The organism is Pseudomonas sp. 203-8, assembly GCF_020708595.1.
In the GTDB taxonomy this organism is placed as follows: Bacteria; Pseudomonadota; Gammaproteobacteria; order Pseudomonadales; family Pseudomonadaceae; genus Pseudomonas; species Pseudomonas aeruginosa.
Genome location: NZ_JAJFDF010000003.1, coordinates 401,406 through 419,607 on the forward strand (window position 1 = coordinate 401,406; position 18,202 = coordinate 419,607).

General features: G+C 67.5%; 21 protein-coding genes. 12 read left to right on the forward strand and 9 right to left on the reverse strand.

The annotated features are described in order from the left end of the window. Nucleotides 1-172: 172 nt before the first annotated feature. Together LJF27_RS08615 and LJF27_RS08620 are read left to right on the forward strand one after the other, a co-directional pair. Nucleotides 173-1,075, forward strand: coding sequence for a LysR family transcriptional regulator (locus LJF27_RS08615; protein WP_023116696.1), 903 nt, complete (start codon nt 173-175; stop codon nt 1,073-1,075). Nucleotides 1,076-1,211: 136 nt separating this feature from the next. Beyond that, nucleotides 1,212-2,048, forward strand: a complete 837-nt coding sequence (locus tag LJF27_RS08620) for a bifunctional allantoicase/(S)-ureidoglycine aminohydrolase (RefSeq protein WP_003086528.1) — start codon at nt 1,212-1,214, stop codon at nt 2,046-2,048. A 97-nt stretch (nt 2,049-2,145) separates the two neighbouring features. On the opposite strand, the gene LJF27_RS08625 is transcribed toward LJF27_RS08620, so the two are convergent. Next, nucleotides 2,146-2,994: a CAP domain-containing protein gene (locus tag LJF27_RS08625; protein WP_023116697.1), complete on the reverse strand. Its 849-nt coding sequence runs from the start codon at nt 2,992-2,994 to the stop codon at nt 2,146-2,148. 90 nt (nt 2,995-3,084) lie between these two features. After that, nucleotides 3,085-3,960 (reverse strand): LysR family transcriptional regulator, encoded by an 876-nt coding sequence (locus LJF27_RS08630; RefSeq protein ID WP_003082301.1) that lies wholly within the window; start codon nt 3,958-3,960, stop codon nt 3,085-3,087. A gap of 145 nt (nt 3,961-4,105) precedes the next feature. Here LJF27_RS08630 and LJF27_RS08635 point away from each other — a divergent pair, with 145 nt between their 5' ends. Next, entirely contained in the window at nt 4,106-5,092 is a 987-nt protein-coding gene (locus tag LJF27_RS08635; protein WP_025921045.1) for an NAD(P)H-quinone oxidoreductase, read from the forward strand. Nucleotides 5,093-5,098: 6 nt separating this feature from the next. Here LJF27_RS08635 and LJF27_RS08640 read toward each other — a convergent pair whose 3' ends face one another. Continuing rightward, nucleotides 5,099-5,830: a PA1136 family autoinducer-binding transcriptional regulator gene (locus LJF27_RS08640; protein ID WP_012614395.1), complete on the reverse strand. Its 732-nt coding sequence runs from the start codon at nt 5,828-5,830 to the stop codon at nt 5,099-5,101. A 171-nt stretch (nt 5,831-6,001) separates the two neighbouring features. On the opposite strand from LJF27_RS08640, the gene hchA reads away from it, so the two are divergent. The 3 genes from hchA (at nt 6,002) to LJF27_RS08655 (ending at nt 7,963) form a co-directional block, all read left to right on the forward strand. Beyond that, nucleotides 6,002-6,877 carry a glyoxalase III HchA gene (gene hchA, locus LJF27_RS08645; protein WP_003082292.1) on the forward strand — a complete coding sequence of 292 codons (876 nt, stop codon included), beginning with the start codon at nt 6,002-6,004 and terminating at the stop codon, nt 6,875-6,877. 255 nt (nt 6,878-7,132) lie between these two features. After that, the gene (locus LJF27_RS08650) at nt 7,133-7,546 is read left to right on the forward strand and encodes a thiol-disulfide oxidoreductase DCC family protein (RefSeq protein ID WP_003163116.1); all 414 of its coding nucleotides are present in this window, start codon (nt 7,133-7,135) and stop codon (nt 7,544-7,546) included. A 66-nt stretch (nt 7,547-7,612) separates the two neighbouring features. Then, on the forward strand, nt 7,613-7,963 hold the full coding sequence (locus tag LJF27_RS08655; protein ID WP_003133878.1) for a DUF7079 family protein: 351 nt from the start codon (nt 7,613-7,615) through the stop codon (nt 7,961-7,963). Between the two features lie 9 nt (nt 7,964-7,972). On the opposite strand, the gene LJF27_RS08660 is transcribed toward LJF27_RS08655, so the two are convergent. After that, nucleotides 7,973-8,662 carry a hypothetical protein gene (locus LJF27_RS08660; protein WP_003123148.1) on the reverse strand — a complete coding sequence of 230 codons (690 nt, stop codon included), beginning with the start codon at nt 8,660-8,662 and terminating at the stop codon, nt 7,973-7,975. A 312-nt stretch (nt 8,663-8,974) separates the two neighbouring features. Between LJF27_RS08660 and LJF27_RS08665 the strand changes: the two genes are divergently transcribed. Beyond that, complete coding sequence (locus LJF27_RS08665; RefSeq protein WP_003109102.1) at nt 8,975-10,243, forward strand: MFS transporter; 1,269 nt, start codon at nt 8,975-8,977, stop codon at nt 10,241-10,243. Beyond that, a complete protein-coding gene (locus LJF27_RS08670; RefSeq protein ID WP_023116700.1) occupies nt 10,231-11,208 on the forward strand; it encodes a rhamnosyltransferase in 978 nt (325 codons plus the stop codon). The genes LJF27_RS08665 and LJF27_RS08670 overlap by 13 nt, the downstream gene beginning before the upstream one ends. Here LJF27_RS08670 and LJF27_RS08675 read toward each other — a convergent pair. Both LJF27_RS08675 and LJF27_RS08680 read right to left on the reverse strand, forming a co-directional pair. Then, nucleotides 11,205-11,612 carry a FosA family fosfomycin resistance glutathione transferase gene (locus LJF27_RS08675; protein WP_003082280.1) on the reverse strand — a complete coding sequence of 136 codons (408 nt, stop codon included), beginning with the start codon at nt 11,610-11,612 and terminating at the stop codon, nt 11,205-11,207. The genes LJF27_RS08670 and LJF27_RS08675 overlap by 4 nt on opposite strands. 35 nt (nt 11,613-11,647) lie before the next feature. After that, nucleotides 11,648-12,559 carry a LysR family transcriptional regulator gene (locus LJF27_RS08680; protein WP_003086503.1) on the reverse strand — a complete coding sequence of 304 codons (912 nt, stop codon included), beginning with the start codon at nt 12,557-12,559 and terminating at the stop codon, nt 11,648-11,650. 134 nt (nt 12,560-12,693) lie between these two features. On the opposite strand from LJF27_RS08680, the gene LJF27_RS08685 reads away from it, so the two are divergent. After that, nucleotides 12,694-13,683 (forward strand): aldo/keto reductase, encoded by a 990-nt coding sequence (locus tag LJF27_RS08685; RefSeq protein WP_003082273.1) that lies wholly within the window; start codon nt 12,694-12,696, stop codon nt 13,681-13,683. Nucleotides 13,684-13,776: 93 nt separating this feature from the next. Further along, nucleotides 13,777-14,364, forward strand: coding sequence for a DUF4234 domain-containing protein (locus tag LJF27_RS08690; protein WP_023116703.1), 588 nt, complete (start codon nt 13,777-13,779; stop codon nt 14,362-14,364). A 6-nt stretch (nt 14,365-14,370) separates the two neighbouring features. Here LJF27_RS08690 and LJF27_RS08695 read toward each other — a convergent pair whose 3' ends face one another. After that, nucleotides 14,371-15,123, reverse strand: coding sequence for an SIR2 family NAD-dependent protein deacylase (locus LJF27_RS08695; RefSeq protein ID WP_003449055.1), 753 nt, complete (start codon nt 15,121-15,123; stop codon nt 14,371-14,373). Nucleotides 15,124-15,136: 13 nt separating this feature from the next. Next, nucleotides 15,137-16,633 carry a dGTPase gene (dgt, locus tag LJF27_RS08700; RefSeq protein WP_003133889.1) on the reverse strand — a complete coding sequence of 499 codons (1,497 nt, stop codon included), beginning with the start codon at nt 16,631-16,633 and terminating at the stop codon, nt 15,137-15,139. 230 nt (nt 16,634-16,863) lie between these two features. Here dgt and LJF27_RS08705 point away from each other — a divergent pair, with 230 nt between their 5' ends. Further along, on the forward strand, nt 16,864-17,184 hold the full coding sequence (locus LJF27_RS08705) for a DUF2025 family protein (RefSeq protein WP_003082265.1): 321 nt from the start codon (nt 16,864-16,866) through the stop codon (nt 17,182-17,184). Between the two features lie 132 nt (nt 17,185-17,316). Beyond that, on the forward strand, nt 17,317-17,448 hold the full coding sequence (locus tag LJF27_RS30380; RefSeq protein WP_023130118.1) for a hypothetical protein: 132 nt from the start codon (nt 17,317-17,319) through the stop codon (nt 17,446-17,448). Nucleotides 17,449-17,481: 33 nt separating this feature from the next. Here LJF27_RS30380 and def read toward each other — a convergent pair whose 3' ends face one another. Beyond that, complete coding sequence (def, locus tag LJF27_RS08710; RefSeq protein ID WP_003120589.1) at nt 17,482-18,021, reverse strand: peptide deformylase; 540 nt, start codon at nt 18,019-18,021, stop codon at nt 17,482-17,484. Between the last annotated feature and the right edge of the window lie 181 nt (nt 18,022-18,202).

The following is an 18,202-nucleotide window of genomic DNA, read 5'->3' on the forward strand; positions in this document are numbered from 1 at the left end:
CCCTTAGCTGGGCACCTGACCAGCAGGATGCGAGAACCTGCCCACCAGACCGGCCTGATAGCCACCAACATCTGTTCTCAACGTACTTCCTGGAACTGCTCTATCGGTGGATTGCGGCGAACAGCGACGACCTGTTAAAAGCGGGGTATTCATTTGAAAACCCGATATTGCTATGAGCGACAGTGAAAAATCGAATAGCCGCCTGTTCGACCTCGACCTGCTCCGCGCCATCGTCACGGTGGCCGATTGCGGCAGCTTCACCACTGCCGCCGCGCGCCTGCACTCGACCCAGTCGACCGTCAGCCAGAAGGTTCGCCGCCTGGAGGAAACGGCCGGACACCGCCTGCTGGAGCGCGGCAACCGCGACGTGTTGCCGACCGACGCCGGCGATACACTGCTCGGCTATGCCCGCCGCCTGCTGGCACTGAACGACGAACTGGCCGAGGCGCTATCCGGCGCCACGGTGGCGCTGACGGTACGTATCGGCGTGCCGGACGACTTCGCCGCCGGCCGTACCACCGAGCGACTGGCGGCCTTCAACCGGCGTTATCCACAGGTCAAGCTGGAAGTCACCAGCGGCATGAGCCGCGACCTCAGCGCCAGCTACGACCGCGGCGAACTGGACCTGGTGCTGCTCAAGCAGCGACGCGCCAGCCGCGAGGCACTGGCCTGCTGGCCGGAAAAGACATGCTGGGTGGACAGCGCCAGGAACCCCTGCATCGACCTCGACCCGCTGCCCATCGTCACCTTCCCGCCGCGCGGGGTCTACCGCGACGAGATGATCGCCGCCCTGGAAGCGGTCGGCCGGCGCTGGCACATCAGCTTCACCAGTTCCAGCCTCAGCGGCCTGCAATCGGCCATCGCCGACGGCATGGGCATCGGCCTGCTGCCGCTGCGCGCGGTGAGCGCAGGCCACGCGGTGCTGCCGAAGAACGCCGGGCTGCCGGCGGTGGACGTGTTCGAAGTGGCGCTGCTGCACCGGCCGGCGGCGGATCCGATGGTGAAGGCACTGGCACGCGTGCTGTCGCGGGTGCTGGCGGAAGATACCCGGAGCCGGCCCTCATTCGAAAAATGAATATGCTGGATTCCAACATTTAATTTGTGCATGCGACAGGCGCTGGATATCGTTGCCGTCAGCAACGGCTCGCGCCCGCCCATTTCGCTCCGGCGGCGCGTGAGCCGGCAGCAAGACAACAACGAGGAAACGCTCCATGTCCAAGTCCAGCTACTACGCGCCGCACGGCGGGCACCCGGCACAGACCGAGCTGCTCACCGACCGGGCGATGTTCACCGAAGCCTATGCCGTGATTCCCAAGGGGGTGATGCGCGATATCGTCACCAGCCACCTGCCGTTCTGGGACAACATGCGCATGTGGGTGATCGCCCGCCCGCTGTCCGGCTTCGCCGAGACCTTCTCGCAGTACATCGTCGAACTGGCGCCCAACGGTGGCAGCGACAAACCGGAGCAGGATCCCAACGCCGAGGCCGTGCTGTTCGTCGTCGAGGGCGAGCTGAGCCTGACCCTGCAGGGCCAGGTCCACGCCATGCAGCCGGGCGGCTACGCCTTCATTCCGCCGGGCGCCGACTACAAGGTGCGCAATACCACCGGCCAGCACACCCGCTTCCACTGGATCCGCAAGCACTACCAGAAGGTCGACGGCGTACCGCTGCCGGAAGCCTTCGTCACCAACGAGCAGGACATCCAGCCGCTGGTGATGCCGGACACCGAAGGCCGCTGGAGCACCACCCGCTTCGTCGACATGAGCGACATGCGCCACGACATGCACGTCAACATCGTCAACTTCGAGCCGGGCGGCGTGATCCCCTTCGCCGAGACCCACGTGATGGAGCACGGCCTGTACGTGCTGGAAGGCAAGGCGGTGTACCGCCTGAACCAGGACTGGGTCGAGGTGGAGGCCGGCGACTTCATGTGGCTGCGCGCCTTCTGCCCGCAGGCCTGCTATTCGGGCGGCCCGGGGCGCTTCCGCTACCTGCTGTACAAGGATGTCAACCGGCACATGCGCCTGACTCTCAATGCACCGCATTGAGGGCGAGACAGGCTGAAAGGGAACCCGGCGCCATGGCGCCGGGTTTTTCGTTTGCGGAAGGCGCCCAGCCCGTCGTCAGTTCCGGGCGCGGAGGACTTCAGGGCGAACCGAACATGGCCGTCCAGTAGATTCCCGCGTCGCTCTTCGGATCGGTGGCGTAGGCCGCGCCCAGCTCGCGGTAGCCGGGGTTCATCAGGTTGGCGCAGTGGCCCGGGCTGGCCAGCCAGCCGTCGACCACCTTGTCCACCCCGTCCTGGCCGGCGGCGATGTTTTCGCCGATCAGCCCGCCGCTGTAGCCGGCCAGCTCGGCGCGGTCGCCGGGGGTGCGGCCGTCGCGGTCGAGGTGGTCGAAGAAGTTGCCGTTGGCCATCGCCCGCGAATGCGCTTCGGCGGCGCCGCCAAGGGTGGCGTTCCAGGCCAGCGGCTGGGCCGCTGCGTAGGGCTTGCCACCGCACTGGCGGGCTTGCCCGCGGGCGGCGTTGATCCGTTCCAGGAGCTTCTGCCCTTCCGCCTGCCAATCGCCCATGCCGCCGCGCAGCAATGGCCGGGCGAGGACGATGCGCCAGTCGCGGTCCTGGCGGCTGACGCCGACGTCGACGAATTGCGGGTCGAGCACCACGCGGCAGAAGCTTTCCTGCAGCGCCTTCATCGCCGCGCCGGCATCGCGCGGCCCGGAAAGGCTGATCGACTGCACGTTGACCATCGGGTAGGCGGCCTGCGCCATCGCCTGCTGCAGGTCGCCGGCGGCACTCACCGGCAAGGCCAGGCGCGGATCGGCGGCCAGCGGCGGCAGTTCGCCGCTGGCCTGCCCGCCGCAGGACTGCACCTGGCCACGGTAGGCGTTGATCGCCTCGACCAGTTGCGCCTCGTCGGCGGCACTGGCGGCCGCTGCGAGCGCCAGTCCGAGCGTCAGTACGGCCAAACGCGGGATGCTTGGGATTGCCATGGAAATCTCCTCGATCTGATGGCGCCTATGATGCGCGATTCCGCGGCGCGCCGCCGCATTCGACCGGAACCCGGCGCCGGCGTTGCAGGCTCAGGCCGGCGCTTCGGCGAACGCCTCCACCAGCCGCTCGATCACCGCGCGGACCCGCGCGGTGTGGCGCAGGTCCTTGTGGGTAACCATCCACACCTCGTATGGCCGGCGTCGCTCACGCTGCGGCCAGACCCGCACCAGTCCGTCGCGCTCGCCCATGTACAGCGGCAGCTCGCAGAGCCCCAGGCCACGCGCCAGGGCCTGGCGCACCATCATGTTGGAATTCACCGCGATGACCACCCGGCCGTCGCGGATCGGCTCGCCGCCCAGGGTCAGTTCGCGCTGGCTGTGCCAATAGGGTTCGTACATCACCAGGTCGTGGCCGCGGAAACGCTCGCCGGGCACCGGTACGCCGTTGCGCCGCAGGTAGTCCGCGGAAGCGAACAGGCCCATGGGCCAACTGGCGAGTTTTCTCAGGATCAAATCGGGATTTTCCGGCCGCAGGGTGCGAATCGCGATGTCGGTCTCGCGCTTGGGCAGGTCGACCACGGCCGAAGCGCTGTCGAGCAGCACGCGGATATCCGGGTGTTCAAGGTGCAGGCGGGCCAGGGCGGGTAGCACGAAGTCGACGGCCAGGGAGTCGGTGGTGGACAACCGCACCTCGCCGGACAGTCGGTGGTCCATCCCGCGGGTCCGCCGCAGCAACTCCAGGGCCGAGCGTTCCATCTTCTCGGCCAGTTCGAAGGCCGCCTCGCCGGCCGGGGTCAGCAGGTAGCCGGACGAGGTGCGCAGGAACAGGGTCGAGCCCAGCGCCGCCTCCAGCGACGCCAGCCGCCGGCCCACCGTGGCCTGGTCGACGTGAAGCGCGCGGGCGGCGCCGCGCAGGGTGTGCTCGCGGCAGAGCGCGAGGAAGACGCGGGTGTCGTCCCAATTCATGGCGGTTTTCCTGATGCATTTTCGCATCAGTCTAATGAAAAAGCGCTGCGCGACCACGGCATCCGCGCTGATTACCATGCGAACCAGGTCCGAACCATTTTCCCAGGAGCATGCGATGAGCAGCACGAACCGATTTCCCGAACGAATGACCGCCATCGAGATCGCCCGGCCCGGCGGCCCCGAGGTACTGGTGGCGACCAGCCGGCCGCTGCCGACGCCCGGCCCGCACGAGGTTCTGGTCGAAGTCCGCGCCGCCGGCGTCAATGGCCCCGACGTGCTTCAGCGCAAGGGCGTGTACGACCCGCCGCCCGGCGCCTCGGACATTCCCGGCCTGGAAATCGCCGGCACGGTGCGGGCGGTCGGCAGCGAGGTCAGCCGCTTCGCCGTCGGCGAGGCGGTGATGGCGTTGATTCCCGGCGGCGGCTACGCGCAGTTCGCGGTGGCCGACGAGCGCACCACCCTGCACCTGCCCGACGGCCTGGGCATGGAGGAAGCGGCGGCGCTGCCGGAAACCTTCATGACCGTCTGGGTCAACCTGTTCCAGCGCGGTGGCTTCAAGGCCGGCGAGACGCTGCTGGTCCACGGTGGCGCCTCCGGCATCGGCACCACCGCGACCATGCTGGGCAAGGCCTTCGGCGCGGCGAAGATCTTCACCACGATCTCCAGCGAGGCCCAGCGCGAGGCCAGCCTGCGCCTCGGCGCCGACGTGGCGATCGACTACACCGAGCAGGACTTCGTCGAGGAAGTGCTGCGCGGCACCGAAGGTCGCGGGGTCGATGTGATCGTCGATATCGTTGCCGGCGACTATGTGACGCGGAACTACCAGGCGGCGGCGATGAACGGACGGATCGTGCAGATCGGCGTGATCAAGGGCAAGGCCGCCGAAGTCGACCTGTTCCCGATGCTGAGCAAGCGCCTGGTCCATCTTGGCTCGACCCTGCGCTCGCGAAGCCACGACGAGAAAGGCGCGATCATCGCCGAACTGGAGCGCCAGGTCTGGCCGCATGTGCGCGCCGGCACTGTCCGGCCGCAAGTGTTCCGCACCTTCCCTCTGGAACAGGCGCGCCAGGCCCACGAACTGATGGACTCCGGCCAGCACATCGGCAAGATCGTCCTCACGTCCGCTCCCTGAAGCCGCTCAGACCTCGATATCGCCCAGGCGCAGCGCCCGCGCCACCGCCTGGGCGGTGGACGCCGCGCCGAGACGGCGGCGGGCGGCACGCAGGTGATTCTCCACGGTGCGCTCGGAAATCATCAGGATCGCCGCCACCTCCGCTTGCTGCTTGCCCAGGGCGATCCATTGCAGGACTTCCCGCTCGCGCTCGCTGAGCGCTTGCGCATCGCCCGCCGACACAGGGCCGCGCAGGCGCTTCAGGGCGAAGAACAGGATCGGGCAGAAGGCCTGGGCGGCGAGCTTGCAACCGGCATTCAGGTCCAGCCGCTCGCCGGCGAAAGACACCGCGCCCTCCAGACCGTTGCGGCCGAACACCGGCACCTGCATGCCATTGACCTGGCCGAGGTCGCGGACCCCACGGACGATGCGGTAGGTCATGCGCTCGGGATCCTCCGAGGGGCTCTTCGACCAGAAGAACGGCTCGTCCAGTTCGAGGATGTGCCGGGTGACCGGACAGTGCAGAAGATAGGCGTCGCGCTGCTGGGCGCTGCGCCCCTCGGCCCAGTCGCCATGGACGAAGAACAGCTCGTCGATCAGTTCGTCCTCGCCGGGGCGGGGGAACAGGCTGCAGACGATCACCCGGTCGAAGCCCAGGCGTGCGGCGAACTCCACCATCTCGCGGCAGACCGCCTCGGTGGTAGCGGCCTTACGCAGCCGGGCGACGCTGTCGAAGAGAAGGCTGGCGTAGTCGGTCATGGAGCGGACGTTCCTGACTTTTCCCGCATGATCCCCGGCTTGCCGGCAAAAGCCCATAGGGGAAAACCCTCAGGCGACCGATCGTGGGTTAGGGGATTTCCCCTATTTCGCCGGCCGGCGACCCCGCCTATCGTCTTGGTACGACCTCCATCACGCAGAAAGGAACGAGCCATGAGCAACGAGCGCGATACCAGCAGAACCCCGACGCCCGACCACGCAGAGCACAACGCGTTCTTTCCCTCGCCCTATTCCCTGAGCCAGTACACCTCGGCAAAGACCGACTTCGACGGCGCCGACTACCCGACCCCGTACAAGGGCGGCAAGAAGGTGCTGATGATCGGTACCGACGAACGCTACATCCTGATGCAGAACGGCAGCATGTTCTCCACCGGCAACCACCCGGTGGAAATGCTCCTGCCGATGTACCACCTGGACAAGGCCGGCTTCGAGTTCGATGTCGCCACGCTCTCCGGCAACCCGGTGAAGCTGGAGATGTGGGCGATGCCCGGTGAGGACGAGGCGGTGAAGAGCATCTACGCGAAGTACCTGCCCAAGCTGAAAGCGCCGCGGAAGCTCGCCGACCTCCTGGAGCAGGCCGTCGCCGACGACTCGCCGTACGCCGCGGTGTTCGTTCCCGGCGGCCACGGCGTGCTGGCGGGCATTCCGCACAGCCGGGAGGTGAAACGGCTGCTCAATGCCTTCCTCGCCAAGGACCGCTACATCATCACCCTTTGCCACGGTCCGGCCTGCCTGCTGGCACCGGCGGTCGACGAGAAGCCGGAGGACTACCCGTTCAAGGGCTACGAGATCTGCGTGTTCCCCGACGCCCTGGACACCGGCGCCAACCTGGAGATCGGCTACATGCCCGGTCCCCTGCCCTGGCTGGTGGGCGAGAACCTGCAGAAGCTCGGGGTGAAGATCCTCAACAAGGGCATCACCGGCCAGGTCCACCGCGACCGCAAGCTGCTCACCGGCGACAGCCCGCTGGCCTCCAACAACCTTGGCAAGCTGGCCGCCAAGACCCTTCTCGAAGCGTTCGCCCGCTGATTCCCCGCCGCGCCCCGTCCGTGCCCCACGGACGGGGACATCTCCCGTTCGTCCCGGCGTCATCGAACTTAAACCGGCCTGGCGCAGCATCGTCCTTCAGGAAGAGGAATGGCGCGTTGCCCGGCGCCGTCCGGCGAAAGACGAATCGATGACCGCACAGAAAGAAAACTCTGACAGCACCCCGACTAGTCGTCCTCCCTTCCCGCCGTTACGGTTCCGGGCTTGCGCACAAAGCCGAACCCAAGGGGGCCCCTCATGTCACTGCCGCCGTACCTCAAGCCCGGCGACAAGGTCGTGTTGTACGACCAGCACTGCCGCTTCTGCACGCTCTGGAGCGGTTTCCTGGCACGCCGCGCCGACCACCGGCTGAAGCTGCTTGCCGCGCAGTCCGCCGAAGGCCTGGCGATTCTCGATTGGTTCGGGCTGGCACCCGATCATTTCGACACCTGGCTGTTCGTCGACGGCGCCTACGCCTGCGACGACAACGATGCCCTGCTCGAGGTGCTGCGCCTGTTGCCGGGCCCCTGGCGTCACCTGCGCTGGCTGCGCCTGCTGCCAGCCTGGCTGCGCGACGAGTGCCACGAGGCGCTACGGCGCAACCGCTGGCGCTGGTTCGGCCGCCAGCGCCCACCCCTTCGTCGTCGCTCCTGGCGTCCCCGTCGAGCCTGACGCCTCTCCACGCTGGCCGTGGCGGGTTATGCTGCCTGCGCACCAGCCTGCGGACCCATACTTGCCATGGCCCTTGACCCGAGCCAACGCCGACGACTGCGCCACGCGCTATCCGACGCCTTCGTCGACACTCTCCTGGAGCCCGAGGATATCGCCCGGCGGATAAAGGGCGTCGACCCGGCGTTGCTGGAGCGGTTGTTCTTCGAGGAAGTGGCGCCGGTCTGCCACGGCAACCTGCTCAGCCCCGCTCCGGCGGTATGGACCGCCTTCGACGAGGCCTGGCTGGAAGAGGCCATCGAGCGACGCCTGGCGCGGCAAAGGAGCAGCGCCCTGCGACGCTGGCACGAGCGCTGCCTGGTCGCCTGGCTGCGATGGCGATACGCCGACACCTGGCGCGCGATCGCCGGCGCTCTTTGAGCGAGCGCCTCAGCGAAATACCGAATGGATGAGCTTGCCGGCCTTCTTCGTGTCGACCGCCTGCTGGCGTACCGGCGGCAGCGGCTCGCGCTTGTCCTTGTCTGCCTCGTTCATCTGCGCCACCCAGGCGTCCACCCGATCGCGGCTGACGGCGCCGTAGTTGAGACGGCAGCTGTCGACGAGGGTCTTGCCCTTCTTCTCCTTGTAGCTGCACTGCACGCGGAAGTCGCCGATGTAGTTGGTGGCGAAGCTCTCGGCACGGAACGGCGCGGAGAACGGCTTGGAGGTATAGGTCTCGTAGTAGTAGTCGGTCTTGGTCAGCGGCGTAGAACGACAGTTGGACTCCACGTTTACCGCCGTGTGGGTGACGCTGCGCTTCCTTTTCCGGACCGTCTTCTCCAGCGCCTCGCCGTTGGCCTCGCAGCGCTCCTCGTACGCACCGGTCTCGCGGGTGACGGTATAGGACAGGTACCTCACCTCGAACTCGTAAAGCTCGTAGTAGCGCGGCGTCAGTGCGAGGCTGAACAGCTCGGAGTACGACGAGGTGGTGACGTGGGCCGCATGGGTCTTGGAGGCGGGATCGCGGAAACGCAGGGTCAGGCGGGTGGACGGGTCGTTGCTGCCGGTGTTCTCGAAGCCGACCACGCCGGTGACGAAGCTGGGCGGATCGCCGGCGCGCATGGAGAACCAGGACGACACCGAGCCCTGGTTCGCCGGGTTGATGTTGCAGCCCGCCAGCGCTGCCATGCAGGCGAGCACGGCAGGTAGCTTTCCTTTTCTGGGCGTCATTGAAATCCCTTTGCTCGCGACAGGAGGAAAATATCGTTAGGAAACAACGTTGAGAGGCCGGCAAGGATACCCGACTGGCGCACGGGTCGCATCATTATGACATCACACAGCCCGCCGGCGTTGCCGCGACCGTTCGTCGAACCTGTGAATTCCGGTAGTTTCCCTTGCCGTCGCTGGCGTCCCAGGATCGGGATTTCCTGTGTTCGCCGGGAGGGTCCTGGCGTGTCCACGACCAGCCTCTGCCCCTCCGCCACGCGGGAACACGGTCCCGGCGCGAAACGCGTCCTGCCTCTGCTGTTCCTCACCTGCCTGCTGGATGCCGCTGGCGTCGGCCTGATCGTGCCCCTGCTGCCGACGCTGATCGGCAGCGTGGCGCCGCTGGCGGTCCGCGACGCGGCCACCTGGGGCGCCGCCCTGGTGATGACCTTCGCGCTGCTGCAATTGTTCTTTTCGCCGGTCCTCGGCAGCCTCAGCGACCGCTTCGGACGCCGCCCCGTCCTGGTCCTGGCGATGCTCGGCTTCGCCCTCAGCTATCTGCTGCTGGCGCTGGCCGACAGCCTCTGGATGCTGTTCCTCGGTCGCGCGCTGGCCGGGCTCACCGGCGCCAGCGTGGCCACCGCGATGGCCTGCGCGGCTGACCTCGGCACGCACGGGCAGCGCACCCGGCACTTCGGCTGGCTGTACGCCGGCCTCGCCCTGGGCATGATCCTCGGCCCCGCCCTCGGTGGGCTGCTGGCGGTGCACGGCACGACGCTGCCGCTGTTGCTGGCCGCCGGCCTGTGCCTGCTCAACGCCCTGCTCGCCGGCCTGTTCCTCGAGGAAACCCTGCCCCCGACGCGACGCCGCCGCCTGGATCCGAGGCGGATGAATGCCTTGCGCTCGATCAGCGGCCTGGCTCGGCAACCGGGGGTCGGACGCCTGCTGGCGGTGCTTGCCCTGGTATTCCTCGGCTTGCAGGCGGTGATGGTGGTCTGGCCGTTCTTCGTGATCGAGAAGTTTCACTGGAGCAGCGCCTGGATCGGCTACTCGCTGGCCCTCTACGGCGTGCTCGCGGTGCTCGCCCAGACCCTCGGCGTGAACCTCTGCAAGCGGCGCCTGGACGACGCCCGCCTGCTGCGCCTGGGCCTCGCCCTGCAAGGCTGCGGCCTGCTGCTGTTCGCCCTGGTCGACTCGTCATTCTGGCTGGTCTGCGCGCTGCTGCCCTTCGCGCTCGGCAGCCTCGCCACCCCGGCCATGCAGGGGCTGCTCTCGGCCCGCGTGCCGGTCGACCGCCAGGGCGAGTTGCAGGGCGTGCTGAGCAGCCTGATGAGCCTCGCCGCGATCGTCGGTCCGCCGCTGATGAGCGGCCTGTTCCACTGGGGCAGCGGTCCGCTCGCGCCAGTGCCCCTGGCCGGCGCGCCATTCCTCGCCGGCGCCCTTCTCGTTCTGGCCGGGCTGGTCCTGGCCTGGCAACTTCGACCTACGGGAGAAGAACGATCATGGACCGGATAGACATGGGCGTGCTGGTGGTACTGTTCAATCCTGGCGACGACGACCTGGAACACCTTGGCGAACTGGCGGCGGCGTTTCCGCAACTGCGCTTCCTCGCCGTCGACAACTCACCGCACAGCGATCCGCAGCGCAATGCCCGGCTGCGCGGGCAAGGCATCGCCGTGCTGCACCACGGCAACCGGCAGGGCATCGCCGGCGCCTTCAACCAGGGGCTCGACGCGCTGTTCCGGCGTGGCGTGCAGGGTGTGCTGCTGCTCGACCAGGACTCCCGTCCCGGCGGCGCCTTCCTCGCCGCCCAGTGGCGCAACCTGCAGGCGCGCAACGGTCAGGCCTGCCTGCTCGGCCCACGGATCTTCGACCGGGGTGACCGGCGCTTCCTGCCGGCCATCCATCTCGACGGACTGACGCTCAGGCAATTGTCTCTGGACGGCCTGACGACCCCGCAGCGCACCTCGTTCCTGATCTCCTCCGGCTGCCTGCTGACCCGCGAGGCCTACCAGCGCCTCGGCCACTTCGACGAGGAACTGTTCATCGACCACGTGGACACCGAATACAGCCTGCGCGCCCAGGCGCTGAACGTGCCCCTGTACGTCGACCCACGGCTGGTCCTCGAGCACCGCATCGGCACGCGCAAGACCCGCCGCCTCGGCGGTCTCAGCCTCAGCGCGATGAACCACGCCCCGCTGCGCCGCTACTACCTGGCGCGCAACGGCCTGCTGGTCCTGCGCCGCTACGCCCGGTCCTCGCCGCTGGCCCTGCTGGCGAACCTGCCGACCCTGACCCAGGGCCTCGCGGTGCTCCTGCTCGAACGCGACAAGCTGCTCAAGCTGCGCTGCCTGGGCTGGGGCCTGTGGGACGGCCTGCGGGGGCGCGGCGGCGCACTGGAGCGCAACCGCCCGCGCCTGCTGAAGCGCCTCGCCGGCCCGGCCGTGGCGTCCGTAGCTTCCGGCAAGGCCAAGGCCTAGTCGGCGAAACGCATTCCCGCATAGGGCGCTTGCCGGCACGCCGCGAGCCGGCTGCGCAGGTCGCCGACGTGGGCCTCCAGGCGATGGCCGTCCGGGTCGAGGAAGTAGAACGAATCGCCCTCGCTGCGGTTCTGCTTCCATTCGCGCACGCCATGCGCGCGCAGCTGCGCGGCGAAGCGGGCGAAATCCGCGGCGGCGATGCCGAAGGCGTAGTGCGTGTAGTCCGCGGCCGGCCCGCCGTACTGCGGCTCCCGGGACAGGCACAGCCACAGAGAACCCAGTTCGAGATAGGCGCCCTGGTCCCAGCGCGCTTCCAGGCGAAAGCCGAGAAGATCGCGGTAGAAGGCGATGCTGGCCGGCAGGTCGGCGACCGCCAGGGTCAGGTGATTGAGACCGGTGAGCATGGGGGGCTCCTTGCAAGGTTTGGCGGGAGGACGATTCAGGCACGCCCCAGCCAGTCGCCGCGGATCATTTCCATCAGTTGGCGCAAGCCGGGTTGCGGCTGGCGTCGGCTCGGATAATAGAGGCAGAACGGCGCGCCCATCGAGGTCCAGTCGGGCAATACCAGTTGCAGCCGGCCGCTACGCAGCTCCTCGGCGATTCCCACTTCCAGGCAGTAGGCCAGGCCAACGCCGTCCAAGGCCGCGGCGACCGCCGTATTGCTTTCGTTGACGCTGAAAGGGCCGGGCACGTCGACCTCGACCATCCGCTCGCCGTCGCCCAGTTCCCATTTGTAGAACGAGTTGTCGCCCAGGCGCATGCGGATGCAGGCGTGCCGCAACAGGTCGTCCGGCCGCTGGGGCACGCCGTGGCGCGCCAGGTAATCGGGCGACGCGGCCACCACCCAGCGCAGCTCCCCGGTCAATGGCACCGCGACCATGTCCTGGGGCACCGTGCCGCCGTAACGGATGCCGGCGTCGTAGCCGTCGGCGACGATGTCGACCATGCGGTCCTCCACCGAAAGTTCCAGTTGCAGGTCCGGATACGCCTCGGTGAAGCGCCTGAGGACCGGCCCCAGCAGCAGCCGCGAGGCATCGCGCGGCACGTTCAGGCGCAGCCGGCCCACCGGCGAGGTGCGATAGGCATCGAGCTCACCGAGCGCCTCGCCGATCACCTGGAAACCATCCTCCAGCTTGGCCGCCAGCGCGCTACCGGCATCGGTCGGCACCACCGAACGGCTGGTACGGTTAAGCAGCTTCACCCCGAGCCGCGCCTCGAGATTGCGCATGCTGTGGCTCAGCGCCGAGGTACTGACACCCAGCTCCTGGGCCGAGTGACGGAAGCTGCGGCGCCGGACGATGGTCATGAAGACGTTCAGGTCGGCGAGTTCGGAACGGGTGAAAGCCGGCATTCCAGGGCTCCTGGCAGTTCTCGGAGGTCAATGCAGCATTGAGCCACATTCAATCTCGGGTGATCTAGAGTAATCGCTCCGTGCCGCCGAGCGCATTGCCGGCAAGCGTTTTCCCGATCTGCAGGAGTATTTCCATGAGCGTTGAAAGCATTCGCATCGAGGGTATCGACACGCCGGTCTCGCGCATCGGCCTCGGCACCTGGGCCATCGGCGGCTGGATGTGGGGCGGCGCTGACGACGCGACGTCGGTGGAAACCATCCGGCGTGCGGTGGAATCCGGGATCAACCTGATCGACACCGCGCCGGTCTATGGCTTCGGCCATTCCGAAGAGGTCGTCGGCAAGGCCTTGCAGGGCCTGCGCGACAAGGCGGTGATCGCCACCAAGGCGGCGCTGGAGTGGAGCGACGCGGGCATCCACCGCAACGCCTCCGCCGCACGCATCCGCCGGGAGGTCGAGGACTCGCTGCGGCGGCTGAAAACCGATCGTATCGACCTGTACCAGATTCACTGGCCGGACCCGCTGGTGGCGCACGAGGAAACCGCCGGCGAACTGGAGCGCCTGCGCCGCGACGGCAAGATCCTCGCCATCGGCGTGAGCAACTATTCGCCGGAACAGATGGACGGGTTCCGCCAGTTCGCTCCGCTGGCCAGCGTGCAGCCACCCTACAACCTGTTCGAGCGCGCCATCGACGCCGACGTGCTGCCCTACGCCGAGCGTAACGGCATCGTCGTGCTGGCCTACGGAGCGCTGTGCCGCGGCCTGCTTTCCGGACGGATGAACGCCGAGACCCGCTTCGATGGCGACGACCTGCGCAAGTCCGACCCGAAGTTCCAGCAGCCCCGCTTCGCCCAGTACCTGGCAGCGGTCGCGCAACTGGAGGAACTGGCTCGCGAGCGCTATGGCAAGTCGGTGCTGGCCCTGGCCATCCGCTGGATTCTCGATCGCGGCCCTACGGTGGCGCTGTGGGGGGCGCGCAAGCCGGAGCAGTTGAACGGCATCGCCGACGCCTTCGGCTGGCGCCTGGACGACGAGGCCATGGCCCGCATCGAGCGGATCCTCGCCGAGACCATCCAGGATCCGGTCGGTCCCGAGTTCATGGCGCCGCCCAGCCGCAACGCCTGATCGGACGGCCGGGGCGGCACGCCCCTGGCCGCTGGCCTGACGGAGCGGCGGAAGGCAAAATGGCGGTTTTTCTCAAGGACTGCCTGATCAGTTATGGAAAACGTCTACAAGACCCCGGAAGCGCCCCTGGTGGAAACCCGCGGCGCGAAGCGGGCGCATTTCTTCGTCACTTCCCTGGGCAAGATGAGCGTGCTCTCCCTCGTCACCCTGGGGCTGTACGGCGTGTACTGGATGTACAAGCACTGGAAGGCCCAGCAACCGCAGATGGAGCGGCGGATCAGCCCGGTATGGCGGGCGATCTTCGGCATCTTCTTTTTCCACGCCCTCGCCCGGCGGATCCACCAGGCCCTGCCGGAAGAGCGCCAGGCACTATGGAGCCCGAGCAAGGATGCGACCTGGGCGGTGCTGCTGACGGTCGCGGCGAACCTGATCAGCCACCTCACCGACGTGGTCCCCGCGCTGGAGCCCTACTCGCTGCCCTCGCTCCTGCTGCTGCTCACGCCGCTGATCCCGATGCGCAACATCCAGCGCCAGGCCAACCTCGCCAGCGGCGACCCGCAGGGCACGGGCAACGCCGGCTATTCGGGCTACAACCTGCTGTTCATCGTGCTCGGCGCGCTCTACTGGCTGCTGATCCTGATCGGTTCCGCGGTAATCCTCTTCGGCTCGTCCCAGGGCTGAGCCGCCTCAGCCGGGAAACGCCCGGCGCAACAGTTCGGGCAGCACCTCGCCAGCCGGACCGACGAGACAGTGTTCGCGCGGATGGCGGGTGCGCACCGGTTGCGGGTTCACATGCACGACGCTGGCACCGTGCTCCAGCGCCAGTCCGGGTATCCGCGCCGCCGGCTGCACCACGCCGGAAGTGCCGACGCTGAGCAACAGGTCGCACTCGCAGGCCGCGGCGAAAGCCTCGCGCAGCGCCGCCTCGGGCAGCGCCTCGCCGAACCAGACCACGCCCGGCCGGACCTGTCCGCCGCAGGCCGGACAACGCGGCGGCTCGATCCGTCGTCCCTCTTCCGGCTCGACCGAATCGGGCAAGGCGTCCCGGTAGGCTGCCGCGCAGATCGCGCAACGCGGCGCGTGCAGGCTGCCATGCAGGTGAAGGACGTCGCGGCTGCCGGCGCGTTCATGCAGGTCGTCGACGTTCTGGGTGACCAACCGGGTGCCGGCGATCCGTCCGCTCAACGCGGCGATCGCCCGGTGCGCGGGATTCGGCTGGACACCCAGCACCTTCAGGCGGCGCCACTCGTACCAGCCCCAGACCAGCGCGGGATCGTCGGCGAAGGCCGCGGGCGTGGCCAGGGCCGCCGGATCGTAGCGCGCCCAGAGACCGCCAAGGGCATCGCGGAAAGTGGGAATCCCGCTTTCCGCCGACACCCCGGCGCCCGTGAAGATCACCAGGCGGCGGGCGCCGGCGAGCAGTTCGACGACAGCGCGCATCTCGCTCCTCCGCTTACAGCGCGGACAACGCGCGGTATTCGTCCTGGGCATGCTGGTCGGTCATGCCGCTGACGAAATCCTGGAGCATGCGGCAGCGGTGGTAGAACTCCCACTGCCGCTGCAACGGGTCCTCCGCCACACCTTTCATGGCCTCCAGGTAAGCCTTGATCTGCTGGCTCGGCAGGCGCCGAACCAGCAGTTGCGGATGCGGCGCGGCGGCCTGGCGACCTTCGGCGAGGGCCTGGAACTCCTCGGCCGGCAGGCGCAGCAGCGGCGCGTAGAAATCCAGCAGGCCCTGGATGATGCGGTAGCCCTGCAATTCCAGGGTTTCCACCTCCGGATGGCAGAACACCCATTCCATTGCCACGTCCTTGAACGTCTGGACGATGGCGTGCGGCAGGCTGCCGTCCTCCATCAGCGCGCGGCCGAGGGTGCCGGCATGAACCGCTTCGAGGTTGTCGATGAACTGCTGGGCGGCGTGCTGGACCAGCGGGTGGATCATTTTCACCCGCAGGCGGATGAAGAATTCGCTGACCTTGTTGATCGGCTCCCGCTCGGCCTTTTCCAGCGAGTAGTCGACCATCCGCTGGAAGCTCATGTTGTCCGCGTCGCCGGGAATCGGCGCGTCCGGCGAATGGTGGACGGCAAACTTCTTCACCAGCAGATCCGCCAATTGACGGATGTCGAGGATGCCTTTTTCCACCGAGTCTTCGATATCGGCCAGGCAATAGGAGATATCGTCGGCCGCTTCCATGATGTAGGCCACAGGGTGGCGAGTGCCCGGGCGCATGCCGAGGACTCGGCGCAGTTCGTCGACGAAGGCTTCCTCGGAAAGATAGAAGCCCGGCTTCTTGTTCAGGTAGTGGTTCGCCGCCGCCTTGTCCGGCTTCGGCTCGTAGGCCGGACGCACGTACTTGAGCAGGCCGGCGGTCTGGGTGTAGGTGAGGTTCAGGCGCAGCAGCTTCACCACCAGGCGGATGGCCTGGGCGTTGCCTTCGAAATGCTTGAGGTCGGTGAGCATGCGCTGCTGCAACAGGCCGTCGCCCTGGCCCGGCGGTATGCGGCGCTCGAACAGGGCGTCGAGGTTGCGTTCGAACCAGTCGTTGATGGCGTACTCGCCGAAATGACCGAACGGCGGATTGCCGACGTCGTGCATCAGGCAGGCCATTTCCACCAGGCTTTCCAGCGCGCCTTCCAGCCCGTCCAGGCCGACCTCCGCGGCACGCGGGCCCAGTTGGCGGAACAGCGTGCGGACGATGAAACGCCCGGTCTGCTGCACTTCCAGGGAATGGGTCAGGCGGCTGCGCACCGCCGCGTTGCGCTCCAGCGGGAAGACCTGGGTCTTCTGCTGCAAGCGACGCACGGCGGCGGAATTGACGATGCGCCCGCGGTCGCTTTCCAACTGGTAGACGATGTCTTGCAGATCGGTGTTCCCGGCATGTCCGTAGGTTTCCCTGTCATGCGGACGCTGGCGGGATATCCGCTCCTTGAAATCCACGGCCCCTGGCATCTGGCGCTGTTCTCCACTCGGTCGGCTGCGAACCCCGAGCCTAGCGCGTGGCGGCGGTTTAACCAAGGTCGCGACAATCCGTCCCACTACCGTTCGCGATCCGCCCTCTTCCCCGGGCGGCGGCAACTGGCAGAATACCCCGCTCGGCACCAGCGACCCCCGCCGCAGAACGGGGGCGCCGCCGATCATGCGTGCGCCCAGAGAAACAGGAACGTTCAGGGAGGTTCCGCATGAGCATCACATCCACCGACATCTGCCAGGCCGCCGATGCCCTCAAGGGGTTCGTCGGTTTCAACCGCAAGACCGGCCGCTACATCGTGCGTTTCAGCGAAGACTCCTTCGGCATGGACGTAGCCGACGACAGCATCACGCCCACCAGCGAGTTCGTCTGGAGTTCGGTACGCGACGACGTCATGCGCCTGGGCCGCGAGCAGTTGCAGATCCTGCTGGAACAGAACATCAACGAACGACTGAACATCGGCGAGCCGCTACTGGTCTATCTGCGCCGCCAGGACCTGCCGGAAATCACCGCACAACGCCAGTTGCGCTGAGCGCCGTCGATCGCCGCCCGCGCCGGGCGCTGCGCCACGCATTATGCTGGAAGCGTCCGCCGCCGTCCGGCGCCGCGGACGCCATCGGCCATCCGGCGCGCCACGCAGGTGCTGCGTGGGGAGGTGAACGCCATGAGCAAGGGACTGAACGCGAAGAAGGAAACTCGTAGGAAACCGCTGAAAACCGCCCAGGAGAAACGCCTGGCGAAACGAGCGAAAAAACACGCTCCGGCGGCGCCGCTCGGCACCCCACCGCGGAGCTGAGCCAGGCCGGAGCAGAGCCGCAGGCGCAACCGCTCAATCGTCCGCGGCGGGGTCCAGGTCGGGGAACAGCACCTCGGTGAAGCCGAACTTGCTGAAGTCGGTGATTCGCGAGGGATACAGGCGGCCGATCAGGTGGTCGCACTCGTGCTGCACCACCCGCGCATGGAACCCTTCGACGCTGCGGTCGATCGGCTGTCCCTGCGGGTCCAGGCCCTGGTAGCGGATGCGCCGATGGCGCGATACCGCGCCGCGCAACCCCGGCACCGACAGGCAGCCCTCCCAGCCCTCTTCCATCTCGTCGTCCAGCAGGGTGATCCGCGGGTTCAGCAGGATGGTCGGCGGCACGGCCGGGGCGTCCGGATAGCGCTCGCTGCGCTCGAAACCGAAGATCACCAGCTGCAGGTCGACGCCGATCTGCGGCGCGGCCAGCCCTACCCCGCCGACGTGATGCATGGTTTCGAACATGTCGTCGATCAGCCGTTGCAGCTCCTCGCTGCCGAACAGTTCGGACGGCACCGGCTGCGCGATGCGCAACAGGCGCTCGTCACCCATCTTGAGGATTTCCCGGATCATGCCGCCCCCTGATAAAGGTCAGTAACGCCCTACATGCTCAGCCAGAAAACCAGACAGGACAAGACGCAAAGCGCTTCCATCTCCGGCAATTGCGCCATTGATTTGACACCGAACGGCTTTCTTTCCCGGCACATCCGGTAATATTCGCCGCACACCGACTACACTGGCCAGTCGTGCCACC